A 12,846-nucleotide genomic window follows, 5' to 3' on the forward strand; every position below is an offset into this window, starting at 1 on the left:
AGGCCCCAGGCCTTGCCCTGCTTGGCGTTATAGCTTTCGTTGAGGTCGGCGAGCATGTTCTCGATGGCCGCGGACTCTGCCAGCTCCGAGTCGCGGGCGTGCAGCACGGCAGGGCTGCCGTCGGGTTTCTTGTCGATCAGGTGGACGATGCAATGACGGATCGGCATGGGCTTCTCGGCTGGTTGAAGGGGGAGGGCGGGCTCCCCGGAAAAGCGCCCAGTGTAACGCACCCGCTGGTTTTGGCGGGGCTCGCCGGGCGATGAACGGCTTGTCGGTGCAGCTTATGCACTTTTTTACCGATTTGGAGCAATAAAGCTGACCAAATGGCTAGGAAGAGGCGGATATTTCCCCGTCTGTGTGCTAGTTTTGCCCCGTCTTACGCGGTGTCTCTGCGTTAAGCGTGCAGTCAGCATTTGTCGGGTCGAACCAAACCCAGAATTCGGTATCTATAACCCCGATCCGTCGTGGTTGTAACCGGGGTGCCAGATCCACAAGATCTGGCTCGATGGCTGACACTGCACTCTGCAATCCAAATGAATTTGATAGGGAAGGAACACCATAATGGCTATTACTAAAGACCAACTGATCGCCGATATCGCTGAAGCTATCGACGCGCCGAAAACCACCGCGCGTAACGCCCTGGATCAACTGGCCCAGATCGTTGCTGATCAATTGGAAAATGGCGGCGAAATCACTCTGCCAGGCATCGGCAAACTGAAAGTGACCGAGCGTCCTGCCCGTACTGGCCGTAACCCATCGACTGGCGCTGCCATCGAAATCGCTGCCAAGAAAGTGATCAAGCTGGTTGTGGCCAAAGGCCTGACCGACGCCATCAACAAGTAATACCTGCAGTGAAACCGTGCTCAGAGTCTTCCGGGCACGGTTTGTGTGATAACGCTTCACGCAAGGTGAATCGTCGCTGAATCCCCCGCCTCCTCAGTTTTTCCCCGCCCAGCGCTCCTGACTCCAGGCCTGTTGTTGTGCCTTGTCCTTGAAGGTCCAGGCCACGAAGCGGCTCTGTTTCTGTCCCTGGGACATTTCCACTACCCGGCTTTCCAGGGCCCCGGCCTTGCGCAGCGCGCTTTCGATCGCCGGCAGGTTCGATGCCTTCGACACCAGAGTGCTGAACCACAGCACTTGCTGGCCAACCGCGGCGCTTTCGCTGATCAGCTGGCTGACGAAACCGATCTCGCCGCCTTCGCACCACAGCTCCCGGGCCTGGCCGCCAAAGTTCAGCACGGGCAGCTTGCGCTTGGGGTCGGCCTTGCCCAGGGCGCGCCATTTGCGCTGGCTGCCCCGGGTGGCCTCTTCGAGGGAGGAGTGGAAGGGCGGGTTGCACAGGGTCAGGTCGAAGCGCTCGGCGCTGTCGAGAAGTCCGTTCAATATCTGCTTTGGGTTGCCTTGCTGGCGCAGGCTGATGGCCTTGTTCAAGCCATTGGCCTGGACGATGGTCTTGGCCGCCGCCAGGGCGGTGCTGTCGATGTCCGAGCCGAGGAAGTGCCAGCGGTAGTCGCTGTAGCCGATCAGTGGATAGATGCAGTTGGCGCCGACGCCGATATCCAGTACCCGCACGGCGGCACCCCGGGGGATCTCGCCCTGGTTGTGGCTGGCCAGCAGGTCGGCGAGAAAGTGCACGTAGTCGGCGCGGCCGGGCACTGGTGGGCAGAGGAAGTCCGCTGGAATGTCCCAGTGGGCGATGCCGTAGAAGGCCTTGAGCAGGGCGCGGTTGAACACGCGCACGGCGACCGGGTCGGCGAAGTCGATGCTTTCCTTGCCGTAGGGATTGACGATCACGAACTGGCCCAGTTCCGGGGTGCCCTTGATCAGTTGCGGGAAGTCGTAGCGCCCCTGGTGGCGGTTGCGCGGGTGCAGGCTGGCCTTTTCCCGGGGAGCGGCGACCTTGGCGGCATTGGCGGGCTTGGGCTTCTTGCGCGGCGGCTTGGGGGTATTGGGGGCGGTCATGGCGGAATGAATTCGGGGCTGGCTCAAATTGGCGGGCATTGTCCCACAAGAGCGGCGGCAGGTTTCAAGCGATAAGCGGTCAGAACGGTAGGGCGCGGGCAATAAAAAAGGGAGGCCCTGGGGCCTCCCTTCTTTACGTCGCGCTGATCGTCGTTACAGGCTGGAGATCCGTGCGTGCTGCTCGGCCAGCTTGCCCAGGGCCTGCTCGGCCTCGGCCAGCTTGGTGCGTTCCTTCTCGATCACCTCGGCAGGGGCCTTGTCGACGAAGGAGGCGTTGGCCAGCTTGCCGCCCACACGTTGCACTTCGCCTTGCAGGCGCTGGATTTCCTTGTCCAGGCGAGCCAACTCCGCGCCTTTGTCGATCAGGCCGGCCATGGGCACCAGTACTTCCATCTCGCCGACCAGGGCAGTGGCCGACAGCGGTGCTTCATCGCCGGCGCCCAGTACGGTGATGGACTCGAGCTTGGCCAGCTTCTTGAGCAGGGCCTCGTTCTCGGCCAGGCGGCGCTGGTCTTCGGCGCTGGCGTTCTTCAGGAACAGTGCCAGGGGCTTGCCCGGGCCAATGTTCATCTCGGCACGGATGTTACGGGTGCCGAGCATCAGGCCCTTGAGCCATTCGATGTCGTCCTCGGCCGCCGGGTCGATGCGCGCCTCGACGGCCACCGGCCATGGTTGCAGCATGATGGTCTTGCCAGTACTGCCTGCCAGCGGCGCCAGGCGCTGCCAGATTTCCTCGGTGATGAACGGCATGAACGGATGGGCCAGGCGCAGGGCTACTTCCAGCACGCGGACCAGGGTCCGGCGGGTGCCGCGCTGGCGCTCGACCGGAGCGTTGTCATCCCACAGCACAGGCTTGGACAGCTCCAGGTACCAGTCGCAGTACTGGTTCCAGATGAACTCGTACAGCGCCTGGGCGGCCAGGTCGAAGCGGAACTGGTCGAGTTGGCGGGTGACTTCGGCTTCGGTGCGCTGCAACTGCGAGATGATCCAGCGATCGGCCAGGGACAGCTCGTAAGCCTCGCCGTTCTGGCCGCAGTCTTCGCCCTTGTCCAGCACGTAGCGCGCGGCGTTCCAGATCTTGTTGCAGAAGTTGCGGTAACCCTCGACGCGGCCCATGTCGAACTTGATGTCGCGACCGGTGGTGGCCAGGGAGCAGAAGGTGAAGCGCAGGGCGTCGGTGCCGTAGCTGGCGATGCCGTCGGCGAACTCGGCGCGGGTCTGCTTCTCGATGGCTTTCTGCAGCTTGGGCTGCATCAGGCCGGTGGTGCGTTTTTGCACCAGGGTCTCGAGGTCGATGCCGTCGATGATGTCCAGCGGGTCAAGGACGTTGCCCTTGGACTTGGACATCTTCTGGCCCTGGCCGTCGCGGACCAGGCCGTGCACGTAGACGGTCTTGAACGGAACCTGCGGCGTGCCGTCCTCGTTCTTCACCAGGTGCATGGTGAGCATGATCATCCGGGCGACCCAGAAGAAAATGATGTCGAAACCGGTCACCAGCACATCGGTGGGATGGAAGGTCTTGAGGAATTCGGTCTGCTCCGGCCAGCCCAGGGTGGAGAAGGTCCACAGGCCCGAACTGAACCAGGTGTCGAGGACGTCGTTGTCCTGTTGCAGGGCGATGTCCGCGCCGAGGTTGTGCTTGGCCCGTACTTCGGCCTCGCTGCGGCCGACGTAGACCTTGCCGGACTCGTCGTACCAGGCCGGGATGCGATGGCCCCACCACAGCTGGCGGCTGATGCACCAGTCCTGGATATCGCGCATCCAGGAGAAGTACATGTTTTCGTACTGCTTGGGCACGAACTGGATGCGGCCATCTTCCACGGCAGCGATGGCAGGCTCGGCCAGCGGCTTGGTGGAGACGTACCACTGGTCGGTGAGCCAGGGCTCGATGACGGTGCCGGAGCGGTCGCCCTTCGGCACTTTCAGGGCGTGGTCGTCGACGCTGACCAGCAGGCCGGCGGCGTCGAAGGCGGCGACGATCTGCTTGCGCGCCTCGAAGCGGTCCAGGCCCACGTATTCGGCCGGGATCTTGCCGTCGATGCTGTCGTTCAGGCTGCCGTCCAGGTTGAATACCTGGCAGGCCGGCAGGACGCTGGCGTTCTTGTCGAAGATGTTCAGCAGCGGCAGGTTGTGGCGCTTGCCGACTTCGTAGTCGTTGAAGTCGTGGGCCGGGGTGATCTTCACGCAGCCGGTGCCGAATTCAGGATCGCAGTAATCGTCGGCGATGATCGGGATGCGCCGGCCCACCAGGGGCAGCTCGACGAATTTGCCGATCAGGGCCTGGTAGCGCTCGTCGGCCGGGTTCACCGCGACGGCAGAGTCACCGAGCATGGTTTCCGGGCGGGTGGTGGCGACGATCAGGTAGGCGTTGCCTTCGGCGGTCTTGGCGCCGTCGGCCAGCGGGTACTTCAGGTTCCACAGGAAACCCTTCTCGTCGTGGTTTTCCACTTCGAGGTCGGAGATCGCGGTGTGCAGCTTGGTGTCCCAGTTGACCAGGCGCTTGCCGCGGTAGATCAGGCCGTCTTCATGCAGGCGCACGAAGGCTTCCTTCACCGCTTCCGAGAGGCCGTCGTCCATGGTGAAGCGCTCGCGGCTCCAGTCCACGGAAGAGCCCAGGCGGCGGATCTGGCGGCTGATGTTGCCACCGGATTGATCCTTCCACTCCCAGACCTTCTCCAGGAACTTCTCCCGGCCCAGGTCGTGGCGGTTCTGGCCCTGGGCTTCGATCTGGCGCTCCACCAGCATCTGGGTGGCGATGCCGGCGTGGTCGGTACCGGGCTGCCACAGGGTATTGCGACCCTGCATGCGGCGGAAACGGATCAGGGCGTCCATGATCGCGTTGTTGAAGCCGTGGCCCATGTGCAGGCTGCCGGTGACGTTCGGCGGCGGGATCATGATGGTGTAGGAGTCGCCCGCGCCTTGCGGGGCGAAATAGTTCTCGGACTCCCAGGTCTGGTACCAGGAAGTTTCAATGGCGTGCGGCTGGTAGGTCTTATCCATGCGCGGCGGGACCCTATTGGCATTTATTCAGGAAAAGCCGGGAAGTATAGCGGAGGGGGATAGCTGCAAGCCACAAGCGGCAAGCGACAAGATGGTCCTGCCCGGCTTTGGTTCGTGGCTTATGGTTTGCCGCTGGTGGCTGCTGCGAGCAGGCGCTCCAGGCGGGCATCGAGGCGGCGCTTGATCTCGGTCTCGATGTGTGGGGCGAAGTCGTCGATCACGTCTTGCATGATCAACTGGGCGGCAGCGCGCAGTTCGCTGTCCAGGTGCAGCAGGGCGTCGGCATTGCTGTCGGCGGGCGCTGGCTTGGCGCTGGCGAGCGGTTTTGGCGTCGGCGCTGGAAGAGGTTCGGGGCTTGCGGCAGGTGCTTGGGGTTTGGCAGGTGCTGCGGGGCGAACAGGCGTCGCTGCGGGCTGCTGGTTGCCCACCATGTCGAACAGCAGGGGGATCTGGCCTTCTCCGGGGACGGTTTCGGTCAGCAGCGGCGGTTGCAGGTTCTCGTCACCGAGCAGTTGGCGGATCGACTCGAGGTCGTCCAGCAGATGCGCGGACTTGGGTCGTGGGTTGGGAGTGTCCATCGGATGCTCAGAGTCGTTGTAAGCGGTGATCTTGCAGAGAATAGCCCTGTTCGCGGTAGAAACGGAAACTCTCGCGGGCGGCCTGACGAATAGTTGGGTCTTCCACCACTACTTCGGCAATCCGGGTAAAACGCGGGGCGAAGGTCGGGACCTTGAGGTCCAGGTTCACTAGCAGGTCGGCATGCTCGCCAGGGTCCTGGCCCAGGCCGAGGACGATCTGGCCTTCGGGCTCGCTCTCCGCGGGGCCATGGGGGACGAAGGTTTCGCCCTTGAAGCGCCACAGCCGGGCATCGAGTTCGTCGCGTTGGGCGGCATCGGTGCAATGCAGGTAGATGCGGTGGCCCATGCGCCAGGCCTTGTCGGTGAGCTTGCAGGCGAAATCCAGGCGGGCCGCCGGGTCCGCGCTGGGAAGAATATAGAAGTCGACTTTGGTCATCGGGGTTCCTGAGCCGAGGAGGGCGCGGCGCTCATGCCGGGCCCCCACGGTCATGGTTTTCAGGCCTTGGCGCGGTCCAGCAGGTATTGGGTCAGCAGGGGCACCGGACGACCGGTGGCGCCCTTGTCCTTGCCGCCGCTGGTCCAGGCGGTGCCGGCGATGTCCAGGTGGGCCCAGTTCATGTTCTTGGTGAAGCGCGACAGGAAGCAGGCCGCGGTGATGGTGCCGGCCTTCGGCCCACCGATGTTGGCGATGTCGGCGAACGGGCTGTCCAGTTGCTCCTGGTACTCGTCGAACAGCGGCAGTTGCCAGGCGCGGTCGTCGGCTTGCTGGCCGGCGCTGAGCAGTTGGCCGATCAGTTCGTCGTTGTTGCCCAGCAGGCCCGAGGTGTGGGCGCCCAGGGCTACCACGCAGGCGCCGGTCAGGGTCGCGATGTCGATCACCGCCTGGGGCTTGAAGCGTTCGGCGTAGGTCAGTGCGTCGCACAGCACCAGGCGGCCTTCGGCGTCGGTGTTGAGGATTTCCACGGTCTGGCCGCTCATGGTGGTGACGATGTCGCCAGGACGCGAGGCACCGCCGCTAGGCATGTTCTCGGCGCAGGCCAGGATGCACACCAGGTTGATCGGCAGCTTGAGTTCGAGCACTGCGCGCAGGGTGCCGAAGACGCTGGCGGCGCCGCCCATGTCGTACTTCATCTCGTCCATGCCGGCACCCGGCTTGAGGCTGATGCCGCCGGTATCGAAAGTGATGCCCTTGCCCACCAGGGCGAACGGCTTCTCGGACTTCTTGCCGCCGTTGTACTGCATGACGATCAGCCGTGGCGGCTGCTCGCTGCCCTGGCCCACGGCATAGAACGAGCCCATGCCCAGTTCCTTGATCTTCTTCTCGTCAAGGACCTCGACCTTCAGCCCCTTGAACTCCTTGCCCAGGGCCTTGGCTTGTTCGCCGAGGAAGCTTGGGTGGCAGACGTTCGGCGGCAGGTTGCCCAGATCGCGAGTGAACGCCATGCCGCTGGCGATGGCCTGGGCGTGGGTCACGGCGCGTTCCACTTCAGCCTGGGCGGCCTTGATGGTCAGCAGGGTGATCTTCTTCAGTGGACGGGCTTCGGCCTTCTGGCTCTTGTAGCGATCGAAGACGTAGCCGCCGTCCAGCAGGGTCTCGGCCAGCAGGCGGGTCTTGCCGTAGCTGTCGCGGCCCTTGACCGCCACCTCGTCCAGGGCCAGCACCGCATCGCCGCCGCCCAGGCCATTGAGGGTACCCAGCACGCCGCTGACGATCTTGCGGAACGGGCGGTCGCCCAGTTCGTCATCCTTGCCGATGCCTACCAGCAGCAGGCGCTCGGCCTTGAGCTTGGCCACGCCGTGCAGCAGCAGGCTCTGCCCGACCTTGCCGGCCAGGTCGCCGCGCTTGAGCACGGCGCTGATGGCGCCGTCGCTGAGTTCGTCGAGTTGCTTGGCGACGTTGCCGAGTTTGCGGCCTTCGCCGACGGCGACCACCAGGGTGGCGGTCTTCAACGTTTCCGGGCTAACGCTTTTTACAACCAGTTCCATGTCCGGGTCCCTGAGTGAATGGTCAAAGCGCGCGGGAAAGACTCCAGCGCGGGGCTTAGCTATATAGAAGAAGGCGTCGCGTGCTGCCGACGACAAAGCCGCCAGTTTGAACCTCGGCGCTTGCGGCTGACAACCCTCGTATGGCCCAAGTTCGCCGCTTTGCCGCGTCGGGTGAGCATCCACCGTGACAGGCGCATGCATTCACAGGATAATGCGCCATCCTTTTTCGGCGGCCCTGCATCCTGGGGCCGGCTCGATCGTTTGCTTGTTCGGCCGCCTTAGCCTGACAACCCTGGAGTGTCTGGTTTGATCGTCTTTCGTTATCTTTCCCGCGAAGTCCTGCTGACCCTCAGTGCCGTAAGCGCGGTGCTGCTGGTCATCATCATGAGCGGACGCTTCGTCAAGTTCCTCGCACAGGCTGCCTCGGGCGCCCTTGATCCGGGCTCGCTGTTCCTGATCATGGGCTTTCGCCTGCCGGGTTTCCTGCAACTGATCCTGCCCCTGGGATTGTTCCTGGGCATTCTCCTGGCCTATGGCCGGCTCTATCTCGAAAGCGAGATGACCGTGCTCTCGGCCACTGGCATGAGCCAGCAGCGCCTGCTGGGCCTGACCATGATCCCGGCGGCCCTGGTGGCATTGCTGGTGGCCTGGTTGAGCCTGAGCCTGGCTCCGCAAGGGGCCAACCAGTTCCAGTTGCTGCTGAACAAGCAGGATGCCCTGACCGAGTTCGATACCCTGGTGGCCGGGCGTTTCCAGGCCCTCAACGACGGTAGCCGGGTGACCTACACCGAGCAGCTGTCGGACGACCGCACCCAGCTGGGCGGCGTGTTCATTTCCGAGAAGCGCCTGAACCAGGAAAAGAAGGACCAGGGCATTTCCGTGCTGGTGGCCGAGAAGGGGCACCAGGACATCCGCCCCGATGGCAACCGCTACCTGATCCTGGAAAACGGCTATCGCTATGACGGCAACCCGGGCGAGGCCAACTACCGGGTGATCAAGTACGACACCTATGGCGTGTTGCTGGAGCGCCCGGATATCAGCGAGGAGGTCACTGATCGTGACGCCATGCCGACTTCCGAGCTGATCGGCAAAGACGACCTGCGAGCCCGTGCCGAGCTGCAGTGGCGCCTGTCCCTGCCGCTGCTGGTGTTCATCGTGACCCTGATGGCGGTACCGCTGTCCCGGGTCAACCCGCGCCAGGGTCGCTTCCTCAAGCTGATCCCGGCGATCCTCCTGTACATGGCCTACCTGACCATCCTGATTTCCGTGCGCGGTGCCCTGGAGAAGGGCAAGATCTCGCCGGCCCTGGGCTTGTGGTGGGTTCATGTACTGTTCCTGGCGATCGGCCTGGGACTGATGTATTGGGAACCGTTGCGTTTGAAAATGGCGAGTCGTCGCAGCATGAAGGAGATGGCTCGTGGTTAAGCTCGATCGCTACATCGGTAGCAGTGTGTTCATGGCGATTCTCGCGGTCCTGGGGATCATCCTCGGGCTGGCCTCGCTGTTCGCCTTCATCGATGAGATGGGCAGCATCAGCGATACCTACACCGTGATGGACGTGATGAGCTACGTGGTGCTCACCGCTCCGCGCCGGGTCTATGAAATGCTGCCGATGGCCGCGCTGATCGGTTGCCTGATCGGCCTTGGTGCCCTGGCCAGCAACAGTGAGCTGACCATCATGCGTGCCGCGGGCGTATCCGTCGGTCGAATCGTCTGGGCGGTGATGAAGCCGATGCTGGTACTGATGCTGGCTGGCCTGCTGGTGGGCGAGTACGTGGCGCCCGCCACCGAAACCCAGGCCCAGGCCGCTCGCGCCCTGGCCCAGGGGTCCGGCGACGCCCAGAGCTCCAAGCATGGCCTGTGGCACCGCCAGGGCGACGAGTTCATCCATATCAACGCCGTGCAGCCCAACGGCCTGTTGTATGGGGTGACTCGCTATCATTTCGACGGCCAGCGCCACATGCTGTCCTCGAGCTTCGCTCGCCAGGCTCGTTTCCACGAGAACTACTGGCAGCTGACCGAGGTCACCACCACCTATTTCCGTGAGGGACATACCGAGGTCATCAGCGTTCCCGAGGAACGCTGGGATGTGGCCTTGAGCCCGCAGTTGCTGAGCACCGTGGTGATGGCGCCGGAATCCCTGTCCATCAGCGGCCTGTGGGGCTACATCCACTACCTGGCCGATCAGGGGCTGAACAATGGTCGCTACTGGCTGGCGTTCTGGGTCAAGGTCCTGCAGCCGCTGGTGACTGCGGCCCTGGTGCTGATGGCGATTTCCTTCATTTTCGGCCCGCTGCGTTCCGTGACACTGGGGCAGCGCGTGTTCACCGGCGTGCTGGTGGGCTTCGTGTTCCGCATCGCCCAGGACCTGCTGGGGCCTTCGAGCCTGGTGTTCGGTTTCTCGCCGCTGTTCGCGGTGCTGGTTCCGGCCGGGATATGCGCGGTCGCCGGGTTCTGGCTCCTGCGCCGCGCCGGTTAACCGGCTTTTTGCCTCGTTTTGGTGCGACGCCCCGGCCAACAGGCCGGGGCGTTTTTGCATTTGCCGGACGCTGACCGGTGAGCGTGACGCTTGTGCCGAGTATCAGGTACAATTCCCGGCTATTTTTCGGCGGGCCCTGCCTGCAGCCTTTTTGAGTGTTCATCCGTGAGTGATTTGAGTCATATCCGCAATTTCTCCATCATCGCCCACATTGACCATGGCAAGTCGACCCTGGCCGATCGCTTCATCCAGATGTGCGGCGGCCTGGCCGACCGCGAAATGGAAGCCCAGGTCCTGGACTCCATGGACCTCGAGCGTGAACGCGGGATCACCATCAAGGCCCACAGCGTCACCCTTTACTACAAGGCACGCGATGGCGTGACCTACCAGCTGAACTTTATCGACACCCCGGGCCACGTGGACTTCACCTATGAAGTCAGCCGTTCCCTGGCAGCCTGCGAAGGCGCGCTGCTGGTGGTGGATGCCGGCCAGGGCGTCGAGGCCCAGTCGGTCGCCAACTGCTACACCGCCATCGAGCAGGGCCTGGAGGTCATGCCGGTACTGAACAAGATCGACCTGCCCCAGGCCGAGCCGGAGCGGGTCAAGGAAGAAATCGAGAAGATCATCGGCATCGATGCCACCGATGCCGTGACTTGCAGCGCCAAGACCGGCCTGGGCGTGGACGAAGTGCTCGAGCGCCTGGTAACCACCATCCCGGCACCGACCGGCAATATCGAAGATCCGCTGCAAGCGCTGATCATCGACTCCTGGTTCGACAACTACCTGGGCGTCGTGTCCCTGGTGCGGGTGCGCCATGGCCGGGTGAAGAAGGGCGACAAGATCCTGGTCAAATCCACCGGCAAGATCCACCTGGTGGACAGCGTCGGTGTCTTCAACCCGAAACACACCGCTACCGCGGACCTCAAGGCCGGTGAGGTGGGCTTCATCATCGCCGGCATCAAGGACATCCATGGTGCTCCGGTGGGCGATACCCTGACCCTGAGCTCCACGCCCGACGTGGAGGTGCTGCCAGGCTTCAAGCGCATCCAGCCGCAGGTCTATGCCGGCCTGTTCCCGGTCAGTTCCGACGACTTCGAGGACTTCCGCGAGGCCCTGCAGAAGCTCACCTTGAACGACTCCTCGCTGCAGTACACCCCGGAAAGCTCCGACGCCCTGGGCTTCGGTTTCCGTTGCGGGTTCCTCGGCATGCTGCACATGGAGATCATCCAGGAGCGCCTGGAGCGCGAATACGACCTGGACCTGATCACCACCGCGCCGACGGTAATCTTCGAACTGCTGCTCAAGAGCGGTGAAACCATCTACGTCGATAACCCGTCCAAGCTTCCGGACCTGTCCTCCATCGAGGACATGCGCGAGCCGATCGTGCGGGCCAATATCCTTGTGCCCCAGGAGCACCTGGGCAACGTCATAACCCTGTGCATCGAAAAGCGCGGCGTACAGCGCGACATGCTGTTCCTCGGTTCGCAGGTCCAGGTGACCTACGACCTGCCGATGAACGAGGTGGTACTGGACTTCTTCGACCGCCTGAAGTCCACCAGCCGTGGCTACGCCTCGCTGGATTACCACTTCGATCGCTATCAGTCGGCTAATCTGGTGAAGCTGGACGTGCTGATCAACGGCGACCGGGTCGATGCCCTGGCCCTGATCGTGCACCGCGACAATGCCCATTACAAAGGGCGTGCATTGACCGAGAAGATGAAAGAACTGATTCCTCGGCAGATGTTCGACGTGGCAATCCAGGCCGCCATCGGCGGTCAGATCATCGCGCGGACAACCGTCAAGGCCCTCAGAAAGAACGTACTGGCCAAATGCTACGGCGGTGACGTCAGCCGTAAGCGCAAGCTGTTGGAAAAGCAGAAGGCCGGTAAGAAACGCATGAAGCAAGTGGGTAACGTGGAGATTCCACAGGATGCCTTCCTTGCTGTGCTCAGGTTGGATAGTTAGGTCCTATGTCACTAAATTTCCCGCTGTTGCTGGTCATCGCTGTCTTCGTATGCGGTTTCCTGGCGTTGCTCGACCTGGTGTTCCTGGCTCCGCGTCGCCGCGCGGCCATCGCCAACTATCAGGGCAGCGTCAGCCAGCCGGACGGGCTGGTGGTCGAGAAGCTGAACAAGGAACCGTTGCTGGTTGAATACGGCAAGTCGTTCTTCCCGGTGCTGTTCATCGTCCTGGTGCTGCGTTCGTTCCTGGTGGAACCGTTCCAGATTCCATCGGGCTCGATGAAGCCGACCCTGGATGTGGGCGACTTCATCCTGGTGAACAAGTTCTCCTACGGCATCCGCTTGCCGGTGATCGACAAGAAGGTCATCGAGGTCGGTGATCCGCAGCGCGGCGATGTGATGGTGTTCCGCTACCCGAGCGATCCGAACGTCAACTACATCAAGCGTGTGGTCGGCCTGCCGGGCGACGAGGTGCGCTACACCAGCGACAAGCGCCTGTTCGTCAACGGCCAGCCAGTGGCGGAGCAACTGGTAGGGGCCGAGCCTGGCACCCTGGGCAGCGCGGAACTGTACAAGGAAAAACTCGGCGCCGCCGAGCACCTGATTCGCAAGGAAATGAGTCGTTACCGGGCTACCCCGGACGGTCGTTGGGTAGTTCCCGCCGGGCACTACTTCATGATGGGCGACAACCGCGACAACTCCAACGACAGTCGCTACTGGGATGACCCGAGCATTCCCAAGGACCTGCTGGGCATGGTTCCCGACAAGAATATCGTCGGCAAGGCCTTTGCAGTCTGGATGAGCTGGCCCGAACCGAAACTCAGCCACCTGCCGAATTTCTCGCGGGTTGGCCTGATCAAGTAATCACCCACGGCGCTGT

At 62.9% G+C, this 12,846-nt stretch carries 11 protein-coding genes; 5 read left to right on the forward strand and 6 right to left on the reverse strand.

Translation table 11 applies throughout. From position 1 onward, the window contains the following. A partial coding sequence (locus H7A76_RS19320) for a nucleoid-associated protein (protein ID WP_409519197.1) occupies nucleotides 1–167 on the reverse strand: 167 nt, incomplete at its 3' end. Between the two features lie 394 nt (nucleotides 168–561). On the opposite strand from H7A76_RS19320, the gene H7A76_RS19325 reads away from it, so the two are divergent. Continuing rightward, nucleotides 562–843, forward strand: coding sequence for an HU family DNA-binding protein (locus H7A76_RS19325; RefSeq protein ID WP_022642462.1), 282 nt, complete (start codon nucleotides 562–564; stop codon nucleotides 841–843). A 93-nt stretch (nucleotides 844–936) separates the two neighbouring features. Here H7A76_RS19325 and rlmF read toward each other — a convergent pair whose 3' ends face one another. The 5 genes from rlmF to H7A76_RS19350 form a co-directional block, all read right to left on the reverse strand. Beyond that, the gene (rlmF, locus tag H7A76_RS19330; RefSeq protein WP_185699978.1) at nucleotides 937–1,962 is read right to left on the reverse strand and encodes a 23S rRNA (adenine(1618)-N(6))-methyltransferase RlmF; all 1,026 of its coding nucleotides are present in this window, start codon (nucleotides 1,960–1,962) and stop codon (nucleotides 937–939) included. Nucleotides 1,963–2,115: 153 nt separating this feature from the next. After that, nucleotides 2,116–4,962, reverse strand: coding sequence for a valine--tRNA ligase (locus tag H7A76_RS19335; protein WP_185699979.1), 2,847 nt, complete (start codon nucleotides 4,960–4,962; stop codon nucleotides 2,116–2,118). Nucleotides 4,963–5,081: 119 nt separating this feature from the next. After that, nucleotides 5,082–5,540: a DNA polymerase III subunit chi gene (locus H7A76_RS19340; RefSeq protein WP_185699980.1), complete on the reverse strand. Its 459-nt coding sequence runs from the start codon at nucleotides 5,538–5,540 to the stop codon at nucleotides 5,082–5,084. 7 nt (nucleotides 5,541–5,547) lie between these two features. After that, nucleotides 5,548–5,976 (reverse strand): DNA polymerase III subunit chi, encoded by a 429-nt coding sequence (locus H7A76_RS19345; RefSeq protein ID WP_185699981.1) that lies wholly within the window; start codon nucleotides 5,974–5,976, stop codon nucleotides 5,548–5,550. A 59-nt stretch (nucleotides 5,977–6,035) separates the two neighbouring features. Next, nucleotides 6,036–7,526, reverse strand: a complete 1,491-nt coding sequence (locus H7A76_RS19350; protein ID WP_185699982.1) for a leucyl aminopeptidase — start codon at nucleotides 7,524–7,526, stop codon at nucleotides 6,036–6,038. Between the two features lie 306 nt (nucleotides 7,527–7,832). On the opposite strand from H7A76_RS19350, the gene lptF reads away from it, so the two are divergent. From lptF to lepB, 4 genes are all read left to right on the forward strand, one after another. Beyond that, entirely contained in the window at nucleotides 7,833–8,951 is a 1,119-nt protein-coding gene (gene lptF / locus H7A76_RS19355) for an LPS export ABC transporter permease LptF (protein ID WP_185699983.1), read from the forward strand. Then, complete coding sequence (gene lptG, locus H7A76_RS19360) at nucleotides 8,944–10,005, forward strand: LPS export ABC transporter permease LptG (protein WP_185699984.1); 1,062 nt, start codon at nucleotides 8,944–8,946, stop codon at nucleotides 10,003–10,005. Before lptF ends, lptG begins: the two co-directional genes overlap by 8 nt. A gap of 165 nt (nucleotides 10,006–10,170) precedes the next feature. Further along, the gene (gene lepA, locus H7A76_RS19365; RefSeq protein WP_185699985.1) at nucleotides 10,171–11,970 is read left to right on the forward strand and encodes a translation elongation factor 4; all 1,800 of its coding nucleotides are present in this window, start codon (nucleotides 10,171–10,173) and stop codon (nucleotides 11,968–11,970) included. A 5-nt stretch (nucleotides 11,971–11,975) separates the two neighbouring features. Beyond that, complete coding sequence (lepB, locus tag H7A76_RS19370) at nucleotides 11,976–12,830, forward strand: signal peptidase I (RefSeq protein ID WP_185699986.1); 855 nt, start codon at nucleotides 11,976–11,978, stop codon at nucleotides 12,828–12,830. Nucleotides 12,831–12,846: the final 16 nt, after the last annotated feature.

The organism is Pseudomonas sp. MSSRFD41 (assembly GCF_014230245.1).
Classification (GTDB): Bacteria; Pseudomonadota; Gammaproteobacteria; order Pseudomonadales; family Pseudomonadaceae; genus Aquipseudomonas; species Aquipseudomonas piscis.

Excerpts from the sequence above, each read along its gene's own strand:
- rlmF (WP_185699978.1), bottom strand. The coding sequence starts at position 1,962 with ATGACCGCCCCCAATACCCCCAAGCCGCCGCGCAAGAAGCCCAAGCCC.
- H7A76_RS19325 (WP_022642462.1), top strand. The coding sequence starts at position 562 with ATGGCTATTACTAAAGACCAACTGATCGCCGATATCGCTGAAGCTATC.
- H7A76_RS19350 (WP_185699982.1), bottom strand. The coding sequence starts at position 7,526 with ATGGAACTGGTTGTAAAAAGCGTTAGCCCGGAAACGTTGAAGACCGCC.
- lepB (WP_185699986.1), top strand. The coding sequence starts at position 11,976 with ATGTCACTAAATTTCCCGCTGTTGCTGGTCATCGCTGTCTTCGTATGC.
- H7A76_RS19335 (WP_185699979.1), bottom strand. The coding sequence starts at position 4,962 with ATGGATAAGACCTACCAGCCGCACGCCATTGAAACTTCCTGGTACCAG.
- H7A76_RS19340 (WP_185699980.1), bottom strand. The coding sequence starts at position 5,540 with ATGGACACTCCCAACCCACGACCCAAGTCCGCGCATCTGCTGGACGAC.
- H7A76_RS19345 (WP_185699981.1), bottom strand. The coding sequence starts at position 5,976 with ATGACCAAAGTCGACTTCTATATTCTTCCCAGCGCGGACCCGGCGGCC.